This window comes from Neobacillus sp. MER 74, assembly GCF_023714155.1.
Map to the genome: position 1 here is coordinate 754681 of NZ_JAMAUV010000001.1, position 21515 is coordinate 776195.

The window sequence follows — 21515 nt, forward strand, 5'->3', positions numbered from 1 at the left end:
GGCTGAAAAATGGCAATAAGGTTAATTAAAATTTCTGTGGTGTATTTTGTCATTGGGGTTTGCATGGGTATGTATATGTCTATGAAGGAAAGTTTTGACTTCACCCCTGTTCATGCCCATATTAACCTATTAGGTTGGCTGACTATGGCTGTTGCTGGTCTCATCTACGTTGGTTTTCCAAGTGCTGCAGAAACAACACTCGCAAAGGTTCACTTCTGGATTCATAATATTTCTTTACCTATTATGATGATAGGACTCTCGTTTTTAGTATCTGGGAACGAAAGTGCTGCGCCTGCAGTGGCTACTGGAGGTACATTGATGGTATTAGGAATCATTGTCTTTGCCATTAACATTCTTAAAAATGTAAGGAGTTAGCTGCTCTTTTAGTACTTTTCGATATTTTACAATGTACAACAAAAGACGCCATCTTTTTGGCGTCTTTTCATTTCTAGCGGTAAGTTTCTAATAATTTTCTTCTAAGTTTGTTCTTTTCTTCATCCGATATCTTGTAGTTATAGTTATAAATAGCCCCTTCCCAATCTCCATACATCGGGTTGGGAAAGAGGATTAATTTTTTCCCAAATTCTTCCCTATACTTATCGACCATTTCATTTCTTTTTGTAAATGATAATTTATCAAATTCACTGAAGTCCCCGAGGTTATCACCAAATAATAAAAGAATTTCATGTGTTTTCGCCACTTGATGGCGGCGTGTTTCTTTCCCAACTTCACCAGGTTGAATTAATAATACATGATCAACATCCGCTTGTGGCGCACCCACACTTTGCAAATTCTTAATCGAAGCATCTTTTTGTGATTCATAACGGTTGGAAATGTAAAAAATCTCCACTCCTAACGATTTTGCGTACTGCAAAAATTCAATGGCACCCGGCAGTGGTTTTGCTTCAGCCCGCTTAAACCATTCATTCCAATTAAAAGGTATTTTCCGTCCGGCCAACACATACCATGCTTGGTGCGGACTGTTATCTAGTATGGTCTCATCGATATCAAGGACAATTGCTGGTTTCAAGGCATTCCTGCCCCTTCTTTCACTCAGGATTTTGTCCAATCTCATTTTTCCAATGTTATAGCCTTGATAATATAAACCTTTTGCCTCCCCAGCTTTTTGAAACCAAAGCACCGACATCGTATTTTGTTCAGACAAACTAGCCATTGTTACTGCTTGCGCATGAAAATTGGTTAAAGAAATAATAAAAAATGTTGCAGTGATAATTTTTAGAACTCTATTCAATACCAACACCTATCCCTCATTTAATTTTCAATATTAGTATGTGACATAGCAATAATTCCAATCATCCATCGGGATTCTTCTATTTTGCCACTTTACTTCTTTCTCCAGTTTCGATATATTTTACTTATCACCTGATAAGGTAATCATTATGAAGGGACCAAATTTAAATGAGCAAGATGAACATACAAGCGAAAGCAATAGATCCTAAGGAAACGTACCAATTAATTATTCATACTGCACGGAGCTTATTCATGGAGCTAGGTTATCGCGCCGTATCTACAAGACAAATTGCTCAGATTTGCGGTGTGACACAGCCGGCTATTTATCATCATTTTAAGAACAAGCAGTCACTGTATGTTGCTGTGATGCAGCAAACCCTTCATCAAACTGAACTTGACTTAAATGCACTCTTATCCCAGTTTAAAACCTTTCAAGAAAGACTTACTCAAATGGCAATCTATATGACAGCGCATTTTGAAATGGATATGGGACAAATGTTTCACGATATTTCACATGAGCTGCATCCGAACGAACAACGCCACCTCTTTCAATCGTGGGCCAAGGCCTTTTTAACGCCTTTTGAGAAAATGATAAATGACGGGGTTTCAACGGGAGAGATTAAAAAACCTGAATTGATGAATACAAATACCACTGAAATAGCCTATTTGATATTAAATATTATTAAATCCATTCTAGAGCCAGAAAATACTACCAGACTCTCTACTGAGGAACGGCAACTAAAGGCCGAGGAAAAAACCAAATTAATGGTTGAAATTTTTATTAATGGAATTAGAGCATAATTTTATATTTTTTTACCCATTCCTTATCAATCGATAAGGAAAAAAGATCGGAGTGAACAAATTGGAAAAACAATGGTTTAAGAAGTATGGTAATGCTGTTAGTGGGAAGAAAGGCAGATGGGTCGTTCTTATTACATGGCTGATTCTTGCAGCCGTTTTAAATACCACTTTGCCACAAGCAAATTCTCAAAAGAATGAGATGGCAAAAAATCTAGAATCAACCACACCTTCACAACAAGCGAAAATTGTTGCAGAGAAAGAATTCCCGACAAGTTCAGGTACTCCGGCCCTGTTAACTTGGTATAAATCAACAGGAATTTCGGAAGGTGATCTTTCACTTATTCGAAAGTATTCCAAGGAATTAGACAAAAATCCAGTAGATTCACAGGATTCTATTGTACCTTTTTATCAATTCCCACTCCCTGTACTTAAACAGCAGCTTTCAGAGGATGGTACTACCTTAATTTTACCTATTACGTTTAAAAAGGATGCAGACAAGGAGCAAATTGCTGATGGCATATTAACATTCAAAGAAAAAGCTGCTTCTATTTTTCCGGAGAATCCAAATAAAGCAAAAATGGGGGATAAAGATCAACTACTATTAAGAATTACTGGACCTGCAGGCGTTTCAACAGATGCAACAGCATTATTTAGTCAAGGAGACCTCTCCTTACTATTTGGAACAGTCGCTATTGTTCTCGTCTTATTACTACTAATTTATCGTTCACCGATTTTAGCTTTGATTCCATTATTAGGGGTTGGGATTGCCTATGGTGTCATAAGTCCCATTCTAGGTGGAATTGCAAAGGCTGGATGGATTGAGATGGACTCACAAGCCCTTTCGATCATGACAGTACTACTTTTTGGTGCAGGAACTGATTATTGTTTATTTCTCATTTCCAGATTTAGAAGTAATTTACTTGAGGAAAACAATAAGCTAACCGCTATGAAACTCTCATTAAAAGGCGCATCTGGTGCTATCGCAATGAGCGGGCTAACGGTTGTTTTCTCACTGCTAGTGTTATTACTATCTGAATACGGTGCGATCCACCGCTTCGCCATTCCATTTAGCTTATCTATACTAATCATGATGGCCGCTAGTCTAACGTTAATACCGGCACTCTTAAGTATTATTGGCAGAGCCTCCTTTTATCCGTTCATGCCGCTGACTAGGTCTATGCAAGAAGAACGCGCCAAAAAGAAAGGAAAAACACTACCGCCTCAAAATAATAAAGAGGGTTTTGGTGCACGACTAGGAAAACTTATCGTGAAAAAACCAATTGAGTTAATGGTAATTACGTTATTATTTCTAGGTATTTTTGCATTCTTTTCATCCAAAATTGTCTATACCTACGATACCCTTTCTTCTTTTCCAAAAGATATGCCATCAAGAGAAGGGTTCAAGATCATTTCAGAACACTTTAATCCAGGTGAACTAGCACCTGTTCAAGTAATCGTGCAAACTGATGGGAAATCAAACGCTGTAAAAGAAGATTTGGAGAAACTCAGTTTCGTTGAAATAGTTTCTGAAGGGGAACAGGGAGTAAAAAATAGCAATATAATTAGCTATAATGTAGAAATGAATGTTAACCCATACTCAAATAAAGCAATGAGTCATATTCCAGACCTTCGCAAAACAGTAGAGAACAGCTTAAAAAATGCTGGAATTGTGAAAACATCTGATCATGTTTGGATTGGGGGTCTAACGGCTGAACAGTATGATACCAAACAGACAACCAATCATGATAGCAGCATCATTATTCCGATCGTTATTAGTATCATCGCTGTTTTGCTGCTTGTTTATCTTCGTTCAATTACAGCCACAGCTTATTTAATTGGAACGGTTCTATTATCATACTTTAGTGCACTTGGACTCGGTTGGGTACTACTTCATTATATTTTTGGAGTTGAAGCAATCCAAGGATTTATTCCGCTTTATGCCTTTGTTTTTATCGTGGCATTAGGGGAAGACTATAATATCTTTATGATTTCGAGTATATGGAAAAAAAGCAGGCTTTTGCCACTTCTACAAGCCATTAAGGAAGGTGTTGCTGAATCTGGCTCAGTTATCACTTCTGCTGGTTTAATTCTAGCTGGAACATTTGCGATATTAACAACCTTACCTATTCAAGTCCTTGTACACTTTGGAACAATTACTGCAATCGGTGTTTTATTGGACACCTTCATTGTACGACCATTACTTGTTCCATCCATCACCGTTTTACTGGGAAAATGGGCCTTCTGGCCGTCCAAAAGGGCCATGGCAGCTGTAAAAGAAAATTCAACGAATTAATATTTGCCATAAAAAAAGCAGTGGGGATCAAACTCTCCCACTGCTTTTGCTTATAGTAAACGATGATAATTTTTAGCTTACTCGTTCATCAACCTTATCCTGGTTTGAATTTCGTTTATGGAATCCTTTTGTATAGTAAACCGCGACCAAGAAAACTAAGAATAAAGGTCCAATAATTAGTGCAATCCGAGTATCTGGATTATACGCCATGAGACCAATGACGAAAGCTAAGAAGGCTAATGAAAGATAAGAAGTAAAAGGAAACAATGGCATCTTATATTTTAAAACCTTTTCCTCAGCCGGCTTTAAAGTTTTTCGATAGCGAATTTGCGATAAAAGAATAACTCCCCAAGTCCAAATCGCTCCAAAGGTTGCGATACTCGTTACCCAAGTAAAAACTTTTGCTGGGACAATATAATTTAAGACAACACCAATTAGTAATGCACCTGCAGAAGCTATGACTGCAACACCTGGAACACCACTTTTAGTTACTTTCGCGAAATTCTTAGGTGCCTCATCATGCTGTGCTAGATTAAATAACATCCTTGCCGTACTAAAAATTCCACTGTTACACGATGACAATGCTGCTGTAAGTACGACAAAGTTTATAATACCTGCTGCCCCCGGGATCCCAATTTGTTCAAAAGTAAGTACAAACGGACTGCCTTTTGTACCAATTTCCTCCCATGGATAGATGGACATGATCACGAATAATGCACCTACGTAAAAAATAAGAATACGCCAGAATACCGAATCAATGGCTCTTGAAAGAGACTTTTCAGGGTTTTTAACTTCCCCAGCTGTAACACCAATCATTTCAATTCCTAAATAGGCAAACATAACCATTTGTAATGATAGCAAAACACCCTTAATTCCGTTCGGGAAAAGACCGCCATGTTCCCATAAATTCTTAATGCCGGTAGCGATTCCCCCGTTGCCAATTCCAAAGAAAATCATTCCAAGTCCAATGGCAATCATCGCAATAATCGTAACAATCTTAATAAGTGCAAACCAAAATTCTAATTCACCATATGCTTTTACAGCAAGAAAGTTGACCCCTGCCATGATCACAAGTGCTGAGAGTGCCCAGATCCAACGTGGAACATCCGGGTACCAATACTCCATGTAAATTCCTACAGCCGTGATTTCAGCCATGCATGTTACAACCCATAAAAACCAATAATTCCAGCCTGTGATATACCCAGCAAGTGGACCTAAATAATCCCTAGCATATTTACTAAAAGAACCAGCAACCGGTTTTTGAATCGCCATTTCGCCCAATGCACGCATGATAAAAAACATAATTAGTCCAGCAACCGCGTATCCAACCAAAATACCTGGCCCCGCCATTTTTATTGCGGTTGCAGATCCAAGAAATAGTCCCACCCCGATGGCTGCCCCTAAAGACATCAAGGTGATATGCCTTTCTTCCAAACCACGATGAAGCTCTTTACCCTGAGTGTTCTTACTCATATAAATCCCCCTTATAAATACACTTTAACACTTTCTCATCCCATAGAAATAATTTCTTTGCTTTTTTACTATAGCAATCTTAGTCTTCACTTTTAAGTCTTTTATTACTTAATCCTCCTTATTACCTAATTGTTACCGCTTTCAAAAAGAGTAATTATGAAAATATTTTCTCTTTTTGAATTACTCGGAATCATTTTAACATTATAGCACATTATTTATTTTGTAAAAATAAATGAAATTATCATATTTTTTTTGTAAAATTAAACAAAGGGATTTTTTATATTTTAATCTGGGGGTAATCGTTCTGAATACTAGACTACCTGATCCATTTAAGACTGTCTTCGAAAGCTTAGATGAATTTGCTGACCTTATTAGTCAGGTACTAATGTGCCCTATTACAATTGAGGATGCAAATCACCGTCTACTTGCCTATAGTACACACGATGAACGAACGGATCCTGCGAGAATTTCTACTATCATTGGACGAAGGGTGCCGGAAAAGGTTATTAATCAATTATGGAAAGAAGGAACAATTCCTGCTTTACTAAAGACCCAAGAACCGATCCGTGTGAAAAATATAAGTGACATCGGTCTTAACAATAGAGTCGCCATTTCGATTTGGAAACAAGACGAAGTGATTGGATTTATTTGGGCAATTGAAATTGATAAGGTTTTAACAGAAGGGGATTTTATTCTTTTAAAGAAAGCCGCGGATTCCGCAAAAAATAAACTATTACAGCTTCAGACGAGAAAGAACAAAAAAGAAGAACGTTCACAAGAATTCTTTTGGAAACTTTTAACAGGTCATCTTAAAGTAAAAGAGGAGATTTTCGATCATTTCCACTCACTACAATTAACGCCACCCGCCTTTTTTGCGGTTCTTGTTTTTCAGTTTCAGGAAAATATCACGAACAAAGTAGAGCAATCGATATCATATCTGTTAAAAACCAATCAAAGAATAAAAATTATTCTTTACACAATAGACTGCAATCAACTCATTCTAATGGTATCCACCACGACTATTGAGAACCCTTTCAATGAACTGGAACAATTTGCAAAATCCTTTGTTCTTCAAATGAGTGAGAGATATGGAATCAAAGAAATCAAACCAAGCTATAGCAGTATTTATGAGGATTTTCTACAAACAAGCAAGGCCTATAAAGAAACATTAGCTGTTTTAACAATTAAAGAAAAGTTCCCATTAGAGACTAAGGATATTTTTACCTATCAAAAGCTTGGCATCTATCAAATAGTAGATCTTATTTTAGAAAAAAGACAAACTGATGCCTATGAAAATTATGCCTTAAAAAGGCTTCATGAATACGATCAGAAACACAATAGCAACTTGGTCGAAACATTAGAGGTTTTCTTAAATAAAGATAACAACATAAATGATGCAGCTAAGGAACTAAATGTCCATGCTAATACATTAAACTATCGGCTTAAACGTATCACGGAAATTGGGGATATAAATTTAAGAGATCCTAATCAAAAGATGATACTCTTCATAGATTTAAAGCTGGAAAAATATCAGGGGATTTGAACGGTTTGTGAAAATCCCCAAAAAGAATGATTATCTTTCTCTTTTCTAAACAAAGAAATTCTCTAGGAAACATTCTATACTTTAGCCATAGCAAGACACTTATATGTAACAAGGGGAGGAAATTAGATTATGTTTATTGGGGTACCTAAAGAAATTAAAAATAATGAAAATCGTGTAGCACTAACTCCTGCGGGTGTTGTTTCATTCTTAAATGCTGGCCATAAAGTATTAGTGGAAAAGGACGCAGGAATTGGAAGCGGTTTCACTGACGAATCTTATGCTAAAGCTGGTGCTGAAATCATTGATAGCGCTGAGCAAGTATGGACTAAATCTGATATGATTATGAAGGTAAAAGAGCCTCTTTCAAGTGAATATAAGTACTTCCGTCAAGGTTTAATATTATTTACTTACTTACACTTAGCAGCAGAGCCAGATTTGGCTCAAGCTCTTAAAGATAAAGGTGTCATCGCGATTGCCTATGAAACTGTTTCTATGAACCGTACTCTTCCATTGCTTACCCCAATGAGTGAAGTGGCTGGTCGTATGGCTGCTCAAATTGGTGCGCAGTTCTTACAAAAGAATAATGGAGGCCTTGGCATTCTTCTTGCAGGTGTTCCAGGTGTTAACCGCGGAAAAGTTACTATTGTCGGCGGAGGAATTGTTGGAACCAATGCCGCAAAAATGGCTATCGGGTTAGGTGCAGACGTGACAATCATTGACTTAAGCGCAGATCGCCTTCGTCAATTAGATGATATTTTTGGAAATCAAATCAAAACATTAATGTCTAATCCTTTCAATATTGCCGAAGCAGTCGCAGAAGCTGACCTTCTTATCGGTGCTGTATTAATCCCTGGTGCCAAAGCACCTAAGCTGGTTACTGAAGAAATGGTTAAATCAATGAAACCTGGTTCAGTAATCGTCGATGTTGCAATTGACCAAGGTGGTATCGTTGAAACAATCGATCATGTAACAACACATGATAATCCAACATTTATCAAACATGGTGTTGTCCACTATTCAGTTGCAAATATGCCTGGCGCTGTACCTAGGACTTCAACAATGGCCCTTACAAATGTAACGGTACCATATGCATTACAGATCGCTAATAAAGGTGTTTTTAAAGCCATTTCTGAAAATGCTGCATTATATCTTGGGGTTAACGTGGCTAACGGTGAAATTACGTATGAAGCAGTGGCAAAAGATCTTGGCTATGATTATGTAACAGTAGAGAAGGCCTTAGAAAAAGAACTTGCTTCAATTTAATATTAGTAAAAGAAGGCAGCTATTTAATCAGCTGCCTTCTTTTTCTTTGGTTTTTCATAAACTGAGTTGTTATGTTCGATTCCTGGTGGTCTTTGGACAGCTATCGTGATTTCAAAGGCAATCCTGTCCAAACATTGGTCGTCTTCGGACAGCTATCGTGATTTCAAAGGCAATCCTGTCCGAACTTCGGTCGTCTTCGGACTGCATTCGTGATTTCAAAGGCAATCCTGTCCAAACATTGGTCGTCTTCGGACACCTCTCGGGATTTCAACGGCAATCCTGTCCGAACTTCGGTCGTCTTCGGACTGCATTCGTGATTTCAAAGGCAATCCTGTCCAAACATCGGTCGTCTTCGGACACCTTTCGAGAAATTCGAAGGCAATCCTGTCCGAACTTCGGTCGCTTTCGGACTGCATTCGTGATTTCAACGGCAATCGTGTCCAAACATTGGTCGTCTTCGGACACCTCTCGTGTTTTCAAAGACAATCCTGTCCGGACTTCGGTCGTTTTCGGACACCTCTCATGTTTTCAAAGGCAATCCTGTCCGAACTTCGGTCGCCTTCGGACAGCGTTCGTAGTTTCAAAAGCAATCGTGTCCGAATTATATTTTATACCTTTTCTGTTATAATTCCCTCAAGTTCACTCCAATTTACAATTCGTGGTAAGTTTAAATGACGATTATAGGATTGATCGCGAAGAAAAAGTTTTATGGATTCGTTTAATAAGGTATCTAATATTTCAGGTTTATCATCAAAATAATAATCGAGATGTAACTTTTTAATGATTTCTACCTTTTCATGATCCTGCATTCCGTAAAAAAATCTTTCATCATTGACAGGAAAGCCGTTTTCTCTCATCCATTCCTTCGTTCGTTCACCATGTTCTTTAGGCCTTGCAGTTATATAGTATATTTCGTGCCCATTCTTCTCCAGTTGTTGTAAAGTTTCAACTGCATCAGGAAAGGGTGGACATGATGTATAATAAATTTCTTCTAATGAATTATTCCACATTTCTTTCCCTTGTAGATCAGTCAATCCAAAAGGTTCATGTATTTCAACTCTTTTTAAGTTTTGAAAAATTTCAATTGGAATATTCTGATTCAACCTTTTATTATAGATATTAAAAGCATGTTCTCGTAGATTGATTAATGTATCGTCAATATCAAAACCAAATCTCATCACATAATTCCCTCTTTTGAATAGCTTGGGTAGCCAATAAATTTATAGTCTTTTCCTATTTTAATGATGGAAGTATCCACTAAATCTATTGCGTCAGCCATTTTCTCTATTCCAGTTCCTTCAAGGAAAGTAGGTGCTTGCTTTCCACCGATTAATTTAGGTGCAAAGTATAGGATTACTTTATCAATACATTTATTTTCTAGAAAAGCTGCATTTATGGTACCCCCTCCTTCAATTAATACAGAGGAGACTAAGTTCTCACCTAAAATTTGGACCACTTCATTAGGATCAACTTTTTGCAATCCATTAGTGACAAAAACTTTTATCCCTAAAGACTTTAATGTTTCTTCCTTAGCCTTGTCATAATTCTTGCTTGTAAAAATCCACGTTTCTGCAAGGTTATCAGTGACAACTTTAGACCCTAGAGGAATCTTTAAGGTTGAATCCAGAATTACTCGAATAGGATTTCTCCCATTTGGGATTCTCGTTGTTAATTCAGGGTTATCTTCTATTACCGTATTTACACCTGCTAGTATAGCCATATTTTCATTGCGAAGATGATGAACATCGGTTCTTGATTCTGCAGAAGTAATCCATTTACTGTTTGATGCGTAAGTAGCAATTTTTCCATCTAAGGTAACCCCTGATTTCAAAGTGACAAACGGTCTTTTCTCAACAATAAACTTATTGAACACTTCATTCATCCGATGGGATTCCTCTTGTAGAACTCCAATGATCACTTCAATTCCAGCATCTTTAAGTATTTTTACACCATTACCTGCAACAACAGGATTAGGATCAAGTGTCGCGATCACTACTCTTTTTAATCCTGCTTCAACGATTGCTACAGCACAAGGGCCTGTCCTGCCATAATGGGAACACGGTTCCAATGTGACATAAATGGTACCTCCCTTGGCCGCTTCACCAGCCATACGTAGTGCGTGAATCTCGGCATGTGGCTCTCCTGCTTTTAAATGTGCACCGATACCGACTACACGGTTTTCATTCACTATAACGGCTCCAACAAGTGGATTGGGGTCGGTTTGGCCTTTCATTGCTTTGGCATTTTTTATAGCCAAATCCATATAGAACTCATGATTAGTCATTTGGACAAGTCTCCTTATCTCTTAAATGACCCGAACGTCTAATTTTTGTCTGAAGATACTTCTCGTTATATTCAGATACATCTCCCCACAAAGGCTGCCGGCCTGAGACCTCTAAACCAGAACTTTTTAATGCTTCTAACTTTTTCGGGTTGTTGGTCATTAGTGTTACAGGTTTTGAGCGTAATGCTTTAAGAACTAAAATCGCATCTCCATAATTTCTTGAATCATCTACAAAACCAAGTCCTTCATTCGCTTCAACCGTATCATAACCATTTTCTTGAAGAACATATGCCATTGCCTTGCTAAATAAACCAATTCCTCTGCCTTCATGGTTAGCTAAATAGAATAGTGCTCCTGTACCATGTTCTGAGATCATCTTCATTGACTTTTTTAATTGAAATCCGCAATCACACCGTTTGCTTCCAAAAATATCACCTGTATGGCAAATCGAATGGAATCTTATGATTGCATCGTCTCCGTATTCAAAATCTCCGTATACTAAAACACTAGATTGTTGGAACTCCGCTAAATTTGCCGAAGATAGTTTTTCAATAATTCTTTCAAAATCCTCCGTTACTTCATCACAATTCAGCCAGCAGTACCACTTAAAAACGACCGTTTCACCATATAAATTAACGGGAAGCCGAATCGGACCGACTAAGTATATCGCTCCTTTATGTGATTTTATTAATTTAATTTTGTCTTCTAAAACAGAAAGCACATTAGGGCTTAGCGTTTGTTTCATCAATTTTATCCCCTTTTTAACATAGTGTTCACTTAAATAAATAATATATATTCATGAAATGATATTCCTGTTTTCTATTATCCTAAATAAAAAATAGGCTACCTTGATAGTACAAGATAGCCTCAAGAAATTACAAATATTTGCGATGCACCCCTTTACCATCATAGGAGAACAACATTTTTCTTTCTTCGATCATCGATTCAATATGGACAGGTCTTCCCCATAGCTGCTGGATGTAGGGAAGTACTTTCTCGAGATATTTAACATCAAGTTCCACGCCTTCATACCAATGCTTTAAATAAAGTTCACCATTCTTTAAATAGTCTCCATCATTAACCGTAATATACGGGAATCCGCCATTTACGCGCATATTGACAAGCTGATCGCGAACCTGTTCCCATTGTTTATCAACTATTTTGTAGTCCCTGCCTTGTTTTTGGAAAAGATACATATCTTCGCGCATGACCAGGTCCTTATTTAAATAATTTCGCAAGAAGGAAATATCAGACTCCACTTCTCTTACTTCAAATATCTTTTCTCTTCCAGACCCTGGCGTTACTCCCCTTCGTATCATCTCTTCTGTCGGATTATTGTACCGCTCTTCGATATCCTCAAAAATCTTGATTCCTAAGTAATATGGATTGATTCCCGTTTTGGAAGGCTGCACCACGCCAGCATTCAGTTTAGCAAATTCAATGGCTTCGCCGCTTGTTAGATCCATTTCTCGTAATATCCGTTGATGCCAAAAAGAAGCCCAGCCCTCGTTCATGATTTTTGTTTCAAGCTGTGGCCAGAAGTAAAGCATTTCCTCCCGCATCATTGTCAAGATGTCTCGCTGCCAATCTGTTAATTCTCGACTGTAGGTTTCAATAAATAATAATAAATCCTTCTCTGGTTTCGGAGGAAATTTCCGTTTCCTTGGTTGATTTATTTCCTTTTTATCCCTTTCATCTAATCCCCATAGATCATCATAGGGCGTTGCCGCTTGAACTTCATGTTCATCGTCTGACTCGTCATCTCCAATTGACCAAGATAATTTAGGTCTCATCAATGATGGATCAATGTGTTCATCGATGGCCAATACCGCGTCAAGGAAAGTTTCTACCTCCTTTTTGCCGTATTGAATTTCATATTGATGAATCCTTTCAGCCGTAGCTGCCATACTTTCGACCATATCCCGCTTCGTATTTTGAAAACGAACATTATTCTTAAAGAAGTCACAATGTGCTAAAACATGGGCAACAATTAATTTATTTTGTATAAGGGTGTTAGAGTCAAGTAAGAAAGCATAGCATGGATTGGAATTGATAACCAATTCATAAATTTTACTAAGGCCTAAATCATAATGAAGTTTCATTTTGTGAAATTGCTTTCCAAAGCTCCAATGTGAAAATCGGGTTGGCATACCATAGGCCCCAAATGTATAAATAATTTCAGCAGGGCAGATTTCATAGCGCATTGGATAAAAATCCAATCCAAACCCGGTTGCGATTTCAGTAATTTCACTGATCGCATATTCCAGTGCATTACGTCCTTCCACATTCATTAGCCATTCCCCCTTTTCCTCTTACCACAATGTATGAAGTAAAAAGGAGAATGATGAAACAAGATAGAAAAAACAATGGGCAAGTATGGCTTTAATTTGATATTTTTTTAGCCTCTTTTGCAATTTTTAATCCTACATATTGATTTCGTTTCCATTCCTTTTGAAAAATTGATAGGGGTGGATTGGTTTCACCAACTAGGTAACTTATTTCGATTGTCATCGCCGGCCTATGATAAGTAGTGATAAACCAATCCGTGAACCCGCCACCCGTTGCGTTTTGATCCGGCACTGCTAATTTATACCCGGTTATCTTCGATATTTTTTTGGCAATCCGTTCATCCCGTTTTAAATTTTCGCCATTTTTATAATTCCAATAAATTTCTCTTCCTGCCGTGTGATATGCAATGGCAATCGTAGGGTTGATTTCCTTAATAAAATTTGTAAGGGATTTTACTTCTTTTGATTCCAGTGGTTTTTTCCCTTTATAGAATTTATACCACGGCGATGCTGGTTCTGGTTTGAGACTTTCCCATCCTGCCGGATATTGCCTGTTCAGGTCAATTCCCATGCCATTTGACTTCCATCGCTGAAAATCTCTTGAGCCATCATTCATCTTGACCAAAAGCTTCTGTTGTTTAGATGAAAAACCTTTCATATCATTCTGTTGGATGGTAACACCATCAGGATTTAACATAGGCACAAACCAGATGGAAACATCATTCAAAATTTGATTGGACTTGAAACCAAAAAAGGTTCTCTCATTATATGTCGATGCATAAGACTCAATCATTTTCATTAGCATTAGGCTAGTCATCCATTCTCTGCCATGATGCGAACCAATTAAGACCACATTCTTCTTTCCCGTACCTAGCTTGATTGCCCAAATATCGCGGCCAAAGTGGGATGTACCGATTGATTGGACTTTTATTTTTTTTTTATATTTTTTGGTTAGTTTTGAAAGGTCATCTTCTAACATCTCAAAACTATAAGATTTATTGCCTTTAACAATTTTTGCGCTTGTCACATTTTCCTGTTGAACTGTAAAAAAGACGATGATACAGATTATGATTTTAGCCATATGACCTCCATTTGTTAAATTATGCAGGTAAATGTTGAAAACAGCGTAAATACTGAATGTCCAACATTTTCTGTGAAAGTTATCGTCAAAATATCACACAATAATCTCAACTCCTAATAAGGAGGAGATAAAAATAAATGAATAAAATGGATTATGATCGAGCGCTGTATTATACCCATCGTTCTGAGTGGGATAATTTACTGATTTTAATGGTACGAACAAAAGACCAATTCTTATCAAAACGAATTGAACAATTCCTGCATGCTTACAACTTTGAACGTGATTACACTGTTATTGAAACTAAACTGTATAACCTGCTGCGCTACATTGACCATGCGAATGAAACGGTAGAAGCGGACCCTAATGAGATACCGATGTATAGTCTTTCCTAATTTAGCAAGTGAATGCAAATGAAATTGAGAAACTTTTTACTAACCGGACCAAAGAATTCCACCACCAAAAAACACGGCTTCCCCAAGTGGGAAGCCGTGTTTTAAAACAGTCTTAAGATTTTAGTTACACAATCGGATATTGTTGTTAATTAAATTTCCTGAACCATTTTCATTTTATTGTTAACTAACGCCATAAAATCATTTTCAATGGTTTTTAGCTTTGCTTTGCTTTCTTCTAAGCTGTTACTATTGACACCAAAATAGAACTTCACCTTTGGTTCTGTACCAGATGGACGTAAACAAACCCATGAACCATCCTCAAATGTATACTTTAAAACATTCGATTTAGGTAAATCAATTGATTCTTTCCCTTTGTTCGTTACACGAGTACTTGTTAAATAATCCTCCGCAGTGGCTGCAGCTAATGTTCCAAGGCTGGTAATCGGCTCTGCACGGAAAGAAGCCAATAACTGTTGAATTGTCTCTGCGCCTTCCTTGCCTTTTAAGGTTAGGGAGCGTAAGCCTTCTTGGTAATATCCATACTTTTCAAATACCTGCATCAATCCTTCATAGAGGGACATGCCTTGTTTCTTATAAAAAGCACAAACTTCCGTTGCTAAGAGAGCAGCCTGTACCGCATCTTTATCGCGAGCAAAATCACCAATTAAATATCCGTAAGACTCTTCATATCCAAATAAAAATTTACGATCGCCAGCTGCCTCATATTGATTGATTTTTTCAGCGATAAATTTAAAACCTGTTAACACATCAACTGTTTCTAATTGATTAGCCTCAGCAATCTTCCGGCCAATTTCAGATGTAACGATTGTTTTTAACACTACCCCATTTTTTGGCAGTGTCCCTTTTTCCTTTTTCTGAGTAATAATGTAATCCAGTAACAAAGCACCGGTTTGGTTACCAGTGAGAACGACATATTCTCCCTCAGGATTTAATACAGCAATCCCTAAACGATCTGCATCAGGGTCTGTTCCAATTAAAAGATCTGCACCGATTCTTTTCCCATCACGAATCGCTAATTCGAAAGCAGCATGTTCTTCAGGGTTAGGACTTTTTACCGTTGAGAATTCTGGATCCGGAAGTTCTTGTTCTTTGACGATCGTTACATTCTCATATCCCAATGCTGATAGTGCAGCACGGACAGGCTTATTAGCGGTTCCATGGAGTGGCGTAAAGACGATTTTGATATCTGTTTCCTTAGCAAGAGTTGGATTCTCAGATATCGTTAATAGTTTCTCCGTATAAGCTTGGTCAATTTCCGAACCAATCGTTTTAATTAATCCTTCTGCTCTTAATTTTTCTTCGCTATCAACCTCAATGAGTAATTCATTTTCAATCTCATTTACCTTTGCAATTACCTCATCTGCCGCTTCTAGTGGCAGTTGGCCACCATCCGATCCATATACTTTATAGCCGTTATATTCAGGTGGGTTATGGCTTGCAGTAACCACAATGCCTGAATAAGCATTTAAATATCTTAGAGCAAATGATAATTCAGGAGTGGGTCTTAATTCATCAAAGACATAGGTTTGAATACCCTTTGTGGCCAAAGTTTTTGCAGCCTCCAGCGCAAATTCTGGAGATTTATGGCGTGAATCATAAGCAATGACTACTCCGCGCTGTTTTGCTTCCATTCCATGGTTTTCTATGTATGCTGCTAGGCCAGCTGATGCTTTGCGGACAGTATAAAGGTTCATTCGGTTGGTACCAACCCCAATTTCTCCACGCATACCACCAGTACCAAATTCTAAATTTTTATAAAAGGCTTCCTCTAACTGCCTCTCATCCTTCATTAATTCATTTAATTGATTCTGCAATTCAGTATCCAATCCGTCAAATTCCATCCAACTCTTTGCTGTCTGTTTCCAATTCATGTCGATTCCCTCCAAATTTTGTCTACTGTTATTGTTTCTAATTTCAACACTGTTACTCCTTTAAAAATCTAATCAAATTAAACGACAATTTTCGCAGAAGTAAATTTATTCAGTTCTTTTTCTATATTACCTCATATCCTACAATTTTTAGTAGAAAAAAATAAAAGCCTGCATGTGCAGACTTTTATTTAACTTATATTAGTAACTCATTATCAGCTTTAGAATAGATACTTAACATGGGAATTCTTATACTTTTTGCTTCTTCGAAATGTTCATATTTGAATGGAAACAGTAAACCAAACTCCGTTAATGTCTCCACATTCTTATTAAATAATGAAGCATACTGCTCATCAGGTTGAGAGGACTCTAGAATGGAGATTAATGTTTGAATACATGTCATTACCTGAAAGGCATCTTTTAATGTATTAAACTCTTCAGATGTATGAAGAACTTTTAATCGCTCAAAACGACAAATCTCCTCATCAGTAAAGTAGAGCGGAAATATATTCGAATAAATGTACCTCACCAGTCCGTTAATTTCTTTTTCTTGACTTGGCGTCGAGGCAAATACAATTTTCACTTAAAACCCACCTTTGCCATCGCTTATTTCTGACGTATTGTATATGATAAGAATAACATAACTAAGTCAGTATTGACCGTGGTAATTATAACCTTAAGGAGAATTAAATGCTAAACACAATGCGAATGGGAGAATGGTTTCAAATAGTGGTCCCGTTAGAATGGAATGGAAAAACCATAGAGGAAATTTTTCGGAATGTCTGGGAAGCCCCTAAAAAATTAACCCACACCTTTAGAATGGAGGATAAGGTGAAAATTAATGGAGAACGCGCGAACTGGACTACGCCTCTTATCAAGGGATCCAAATTGCAATTAAAACTATTTGAGGACGAAAGTATAGAAATTTTGCCCATTTTTATAGATATAGACATACTTTTTGAAGACGAACATGTTTTGGTTATTAACAAACCACCATTCATGAATAGCCATCCGAATAACCCACTAACCGATCAAGATACACTGGTTAATGCAGTACAATTTTATCTGCAAGCCAAAGGAGAAAATCGGAACATCCGTCAAGTTCACCGATTAGATCGAGATACATCAGGTGCCATTCTCCTTGCCAAACATTCACTAGCAGGGGCTATTCTGGACCAGATGCTTTTTAAGAGAAATATTAAAAGAACCTACATTGCGTTAGTTCATGGGGTAGTTAAACAAAAAAGAGGCTCTATTAACGAACCGATTGGACGGGATCGCCATCATGCAACTAAAAGGAGAATTTCTCCAACGGGTCAATCTGCCCTTACCCATTACACGGTAGTAAAAGTGGACAAAGAGAAACAACTTTCATATATAAAATGTTGGCTCAATACTGGGAGAACACATCAAATCAGGGTTCATTTAAGTTATTTAGGGCATCCATTAGTAGGAGATACGTTGTATGGCGGAAAACCAATTGTGAATAGACAAGCACTGCATGCCGCAAAGATTGAATTCATTCATCCATTTACTCAGGAAAAGATTGTATGTCATGCCCCATTTGTGGATCGACCTGTAATTTTTAAGAATATTGATATCCTTTCATTATAAAGCACAAAAAAGCCTCCGAGCATTTCGGAGGCCTTCTCAAGTAAAGAGATATTATCTATCGGTTCTTCTAAAGGCTCGCAGAATGAAACTTACTAGCAAGACCAAAACAGCTGACCCAATAATTGCAGGAATTATTGCAAAATCAGCGACATGCGGCCCCCAATCACCTAAAACCGCAGTTCCAAGCCATGCTCCAACAAAACCTGCAATGATATTACCAATAATGCCACCCGGAATATCTCTTCCAACGATAAGACCGGCTAACCATCCAATAATCCCACCAATAATTAATGCCCAAATGAAACTCATTCAGTACACTCCTTTTTAGTAACCAATTATTTGTCTCAGGCAGTTGGAAAAGTAACTTATTTTCATGCTACCTGTATTAATAAAGTACCCTATTTTCTTTTATATACTCAGAAAAGAAAAAAAAGATAAATTCAAATTCTTAACACAGGAACTAAGTACATAAATACATAAATTTAGGCAAAAGTAAAAATATCTTTATTTCAGAACTATTAAAAACATATAATGTAAAGATTTTGTTAACATACATAAAATTTGTTTCTATAATTGAACGATTCAAAAGATTCTAATGTTAAGTTTTTGTAAATTTATAAAGAATTTGTTTCATTTTTCGACATTTTTCAGATAAAATTACTTGGGTCGGTATACGATTGTTTAATTGAAAATGGGGGTAATCACATGGCATTTAAAAAAGTAGATAAATTCTCAGCATTACTTAGTAATATTTCTGCAAACTTAAAGGAAAGTGCAAATTTCTTTACTGATTACAAATTGAAAAATGTGAGTGATTTAAAAATTTTCTCAGAGAAAATGAAGGAACTTGAAACAAAAGGTGATACATATGTGCATGAAGTAATTAAGGAATTGAATGATGCATTCATCACTCCAATTGAACGGGAAGACATCCTTCACCTAGCAATGAGTATGGATGATGTACTTGATGGGCTTGAAGGTTGTGCAGCATTATTTGAAATGTACTCTATTACAAATGCAGATGAATTCATGAAGAAATTTGTGGATGCGATTCAAGGTAGTGTCCATGAAATTGACAAAGCCGTTGAACTACTTTCCAATAAAAAGTTACAGCAAATAAGAGAACATGCCATTAAGATAAAGGATTTTGAATCCAACTGCGATAATGTCTTACGCCAGTCGATTAAAAATTTATTTACGGTCGAAAAAGACCCGATCCGAATTATCCAATACAAAGAAATTTACGAAAACCTTGAAGATATTGCCGACTATTGTCAAACAGTTGCCAATACACTTGAAACCATTATCATGAAAAATGCCTAAGGAGCAAACATATGAGCGTTGTATTAATTCTTACAATTTTAATTGTCATTGGTGCCCTTGCATTTGACTTTATTAATGGATTCCATGATACTGCAAATGCAATTGCTACATCTGTATCCACAAAAGCACTTAAACCACGCCAAGCAATTATGTTAGCAGCAATAATGAATTTTGTTGGAGCATTGACATTTACTGGGGTTGCCAAAACTATCTCTAAGGACATTGTTGATCCATTTTCACTTACAGGTGGTCATACAGGATCAATTGTTATTTTTGCAGCACTACTTTCTGCTATCATTTGGAATTTACTTACTTGGTATTATGGAATTCCAAGCAGTTCTTCACATGCGATTATCGGATCCATTGCTGGAGCTGCCATTGCGGCGAAGGGGTTTGATGTAATAAAGGCTGAAGGTTTTATTAAAATTCTTGAGGCGTTAATTCTATCACCTATTTTAGCTTTTACCGTTGGATACATTGTTTACAGTATTTTTAAAGTCGTTTTTAAGAACTTTAATTTAACTAAAACGAATCGATCATTTCGTTTAATTCAAATTGCAACGGCTGCGTTGCAATCCTATTCACACGGAACAAACGATGCACAAAAATCAATGGGGATTATTACCATGGCTCTTTTAGCTAACGGTTATCTTCATACAGATGAAGTTCCTTTTTGGGTTCAACTCTCTTGTGCGATTGCAATGGGACTAGGGACCTCGATTGGCGGATGGAAGATTATCAAAACTGTTGGTGGTAAAATTATGAAGATTCGGCCTATCAACGGTGTTGCAGCCGATTTAACAGGGGCAGCAATTATCTTCGGTGCTACTTATATTCATTTACCTGTTAGTACAACTCATGTTATCTCATCAGGAATCTTAGGTGTAGGTGCTTCTCATCGGTTAAAAGGAGTTAAATGGGGTACTGCCCAACGCATGTTAATAACATGGGTTATTACACTTCCAATCACAATCCTTTTAGCAAGTATTATCTACTACATCCTTAATATCTTCTTTTAAAAAAGAAACCAGAAATATTTTTCTGGTTTCAGACTGTCGACAAATCCGAAGGATTTCGGGTTTTAAATCGACAGTCTTTTTTGTTTGGCTACATTAAACTAGTCTGTTGATTTCCGTTCCAGGCGGCTTCGCTTTCCGCGGGCGGTTCGGGGAGCTTCCTCGACGCTTTCAGCGTCTGCGGGATCTCCCCTGTCCCGTACTCCCGCAGGAGTCTTCGCCGCCTTCCACTCCAATCAACAGGGTTATAAAATCATTTATGACCTTTAAAGCATGGTATGCTTGCACAACTTTTCTGGTTTCTTTTTTGCTATATCACTTCTAAAAGTACCGAACGCTCATATTTTTATGATAGAGGACAAGTTTTGGGGTGATGGTTGATGAAAGAAAAACTAGCAGCAATGCTGCTCGGGAGTTTGCTCTTAAGCCTTGGAGTAAATGGATTTTTAGTTCCCTATCATTTACTTGATGGAGGAGTCATCGGGTTAGGACTAATCATTCATTATTTTTACGGATGGCCGGCTGGACTAAGTATTATTGTATTAAGTCTGCCTTTATATGTGTTGGCCTGGTTCTTTGAGAGGCGCTATTTCTACTACAGCCTCCATGGACTTATCATCTCTTCCTTTTGTATTGATTTTCTATCCTTTATTAATGGTAAAATTGAAATAGGAATATTACCAAGTACAATTATTGGCGGATTGCTTGTCGGAATTGGAATAGGTCTAATGCTTCGCTATGAAACCAGTACAGGCGGGACAGATTTGCTTGCCCAATTATTAACTAAATTTACTTCTGTTAATATTGGGATCATCATCTTCTTAATAGATGGTCTAGTCATCACAAGCGGTATTCAGGTTGTCGGATTGGAGAAGTTCTTTTATTCTCTACTCACTATCATATGCGTCGGCGTTATGACGGCGTTAACAGTAAGAGGTAACAATAATCAACATTTTCCTTATTATTAAAACAAAAGGAAGGACAGAGCTTGTCCTTCCCATAAT

21 protein-coding genes are annotated in these 21515 nt (G+C 37.2%); 10 read left to right on the plus strand and 11 right to left on the minus strand.

Translation table 11 applies throughout. The annotated features are described in order from the left end of the window. Positions 1 to 9 precede the first annotated feature (9 nt). On the plus strand, positions 10 to 375 hold the full coding sequence (locus tag M3610_RS03750; protein WP_251456612.1) for a cytochrome-c oxidase: 366 nt from the start codon (positions 10 to 12) through the stop codon (positions 373 to 375). 73 nt (positions 376 to 448) lie between these two features. On the opposite strand, the gene M3610_RS03755 is transcribed toward M3610_RS03750, so the two are convergent. Next, entirely contained in the window at positions 449 to 1258 is an 810-nt protein-coding gene (locus M3610_RS03755) for a 5'-nucleotidase, lipoprotein e(P4) family (protein ID WP_251456614.1), read from the minus strand. Between the two features lie 161 nt (positions 1259 to 1419). Here M3610_RS03755 and M3610_RS03760 point away from each other — a divergent pair, with 161 nt between their 5' ends. Next, the gene (locus M3610_RS03760) at positions 1420 to 2052 is read left to right on the plus strand and encodes a TetR/AcrR family transcriptional regulator (RefSeq protein WP_251456616.1); all 633 of its coding nucleotides are present in this window, start codon (positions 1420 to 1422) and stop codon (positions 2050 to 2052) included. Positions 2053 to 2113: 61 nt separating this feature from the next. Then, positions 2114 to 4345, plus strand: coding sequence for an MMPL family transporter (locus M3610_RS03765; protein ID WP_251456618.1), 2232 nt, complete (start codon positions 2114 to 2116; stop codon positions 4343 to 4345). A 72-nt stretch (positions 4346 to 4417) separates the two neighbouring features. Here the strand turns inward: M3610_RS03765 and alaP are convergent, their stop codons facing one another. Next, positions 4418 to 5818 carry an alanine permease AlaP gene (gene alaP, locus M3610_RS03770; RefSeq protein ID WP_251456620.1) on the minus strand — a complete coding sequence of 467 codons (1401 nt, stop codon included), beginning with the start codon at positions 5816 to 5818 and terminating at the stop codon, positions 4418 to 4420. Between the two features lie 385 nt (positions 5819 to 6203). Between alaP and M3610_RS03775 the strand changes: the two genes are divergently transcribed. After that, positions 6204 to 7361: a PucR family transcriptional regulator gene (locus M3610_RS03775; RefSeq protein WP_251456622.1), complete on the plus strand. Its 1158-nt coding sequence runs from the start codon at positions 6204 to 6206 to the stop codon at positions 7359 to 7361. A gap of 129 nt (positions 7362 to 7490) precedes the next feature. Beyond that, positions 7491 to 8624: an alanine dehydrogenase gene (gene ald / locus M3610_RS03780; RefSeq protein ID WP_251456624.1), complete on the plus strand. Its 1134-nt coding sequence runs from the start codon at positions 7491 to 7493 to the stop codon at positions 8622 to 8624. 267 nt (positions 8625 to 8891) lie between these two features. Here ald and M3610_RS03785 read toward each other — a convergent pair whose 3' ends face one another. The 6 genes from M3610_RS03785 to M3610_RS03810 all read right to left on the minus strand — a co-directional run bounded on the left by M3610_RS03785 (position 8892) and on the right by M3610_RS03810 (position 14277). After that, positions 8892 to 9104: a hypothetical protein gene (locus tag M3610_RS03785; protein WP_251456625.1), complete on the minus strand. Its 213-nt coding sequence runs from the start codon at positions 9102 to 9104 to the stop codon at positions 8892 to 8894. A gap of 128 nt (positions 9105 to 9232) precedes the next feature. Further along, complete coding sequence (locus M3610_RS03790; RefSeq protein ID WP_251456759.1) at positions 9233 to 9802, minus strand: 5' nucleotidase, NT5C type; 570 nt, start codon at positions 9800 to 9802, stop codon at positions 9233 to 9235. Continuing rightward, positions 9802 to 10908, minus strand: coding sequence for a bifunctional diaminohydroxyphosphoribosylaminopyrimidine deaminase/5-amino-6-(5-phosphoribosylamino)uracil reductase RibD (gene ribD, locus M3610_RS03795; protein WP_251456626.1), 1107 nt, complete (start codon positions 10906 to 10908; stop codon positions 9802 to 9804). The genes M3610_RS03790 and ribD overlap by 1 nt, the downstream gene beginning before the upstream one ends. Then, positions 10901 to 11653: a GTP cyclohydrolase II gene (locus M3610_RS03800; protein WP_251456627.1), complete on the minus strand. Its 753-nt coding sequence runs from the start codon at positions 11651 to 11653 to the stop codon at positions 10901 to 10903. The genes ribD and M3610_RS03800 overlap by 8 nt, the downstream gene beginning before the upstream one ends. Positions 11654 to 11783: 130 nt before the next feature. Next, a complete protein-coding gene (locus M3610_RS03805) occupies positions 11784 to 13199 on the minus strand; it encodes a SpoVR family protein (protein WP_251456628.1) in 1416 nt (471 codons plus the stop codon). A 91-nt stretch (positions 13200 to 13290) separates the two neighbouring features. After that, entirely contained in the window at positions 13291 to 14277 is a 987-nt protein-coding gene (locus tag M3610_RS03810; protein WP_251456629.1) for a M14 family zinc carboxypeptidase, read from the minus strand. A 137-nt stretch (positions 14278 to 14414) separates the two neighbouring features. Here M3610_RS03810 and M3610_RS03815 point away from each other — a divergent pair, with 137 nt between their 5' ends. Then, the gene (locus tag M3610_RS03815; RefSeq protein WP_026565946.1) at positions 14415 to 14669 is read left to right on the plus strand and encodes a YhdB family protein; all 255 of its coding nucleotides are present in this window, start codon (positions 14415 to 14417) and stop codon (positions 14667 to 14669) included. Positions 14670 to 14818: 149 nt separating this feature from the next. Here M3610_RS03815 and M3610_RS03820 read toward each other — a convergent pair whose 3' ends face one another. Together M3610_RS03820 and M3610_RS03825 are read right to left on the minus strand one after the other, a co-directional pair. Continuing rightward, on the minus strand, positions 14819 to 16561 hold the full coding sequence (locus tag M3610_RS03820) for a phospho-sugar mutase (RefSeq protein ID WP_251456630.1): 1743 nt from the start codon (positions 16559 to 16561) through the stop codon (positions 14819 to 14821). 193 nt (positions 16562 to 16754) lie between these two features. After that, positions 16755 to 17141, minus strand: a complete 387-nt coding sequence (locus M3610_RS03825) for a YhcU family protein (protein ID WP_251456631.1) — start codon at positions 17139 to 17141, stop codon at positions 16755 to 16757. 107 nt (positions 17142 to 17248) lie between these two features. On the opposite strand from M3610_RS03825, the gene M3610_RS03830 reads away from it, so the two are divergent. Continuing rightward, positions 17249 to 18172: an RluA family pseudouridine synthase gene (locus tag M3610_RS03830; protein WP_251456633.1), complete on the plus strand. Its 924-nt coding sequence runs from the start codon at positions 17249 to 17251 to the stop codon at positions 18170 to 18172. 51 nt (positions 18173 to 18223) lie between these two features. Here the strand turns inward: M3610_RS03830 and M3610_RS03835 are convergent, their stop codons facing one another. After that, positions 18224 to 18481, minus strand: a complete 258-nt coding sequence (locus tag M3610_RS03835; RefSeq protein WP_098572117.1) for a GlsB/YeaQ/YmgE family stress response membrane protein — start codon at positions 18479 to 18481, stop codon at positions 18224 to 18226. A 396-nt stretch (positions 18482 to 18877) separates the two neighbouring features. On the opposite strand from M3610_RS03835, the gene M3610_RS03840 reads away from it, so the two are divergent. From M3610_RS03840 to M3610_RS03850, 3 genes are all read left to right on the plus strand, one after another. Continuing rightward, on the plus strand, positions 18878 to 19495 hold the full coding sequence (locus tag M3610_RS03840) for a DUF47 domain-containing protein (protein ID WP_251456635.1): 618 nt from the start codon (positions 18878 to 18880) through the stop codon (positions 19493 to 19495). Between the two features lie 11 nt (positions 19496 to 19506). After that, complete coding sequence (locus M3610_RS03845; RefSeq protein WP_251456637.1) at positions 19507 to 20514, plus strand: inorganic phosphate transporter; 1008 nt, start codon at positions 19507 to 19509, stop codon at positions 20512 to 20514. A 377-nt stretch (positions 20515 to 20891) separates the two neighbouring features. After that, positions 20892 to 21479, plus strand: coding sequence for a YitT family protein (locus M3610_RS03850; RefSeq protein ID WP_098572115.1), 588 nt, complete (start codon positions 20892 to 20894; stop codon positions 21477 to 21479). Positions 21480 to 21515: the final 36 nt, after the last annotated feature.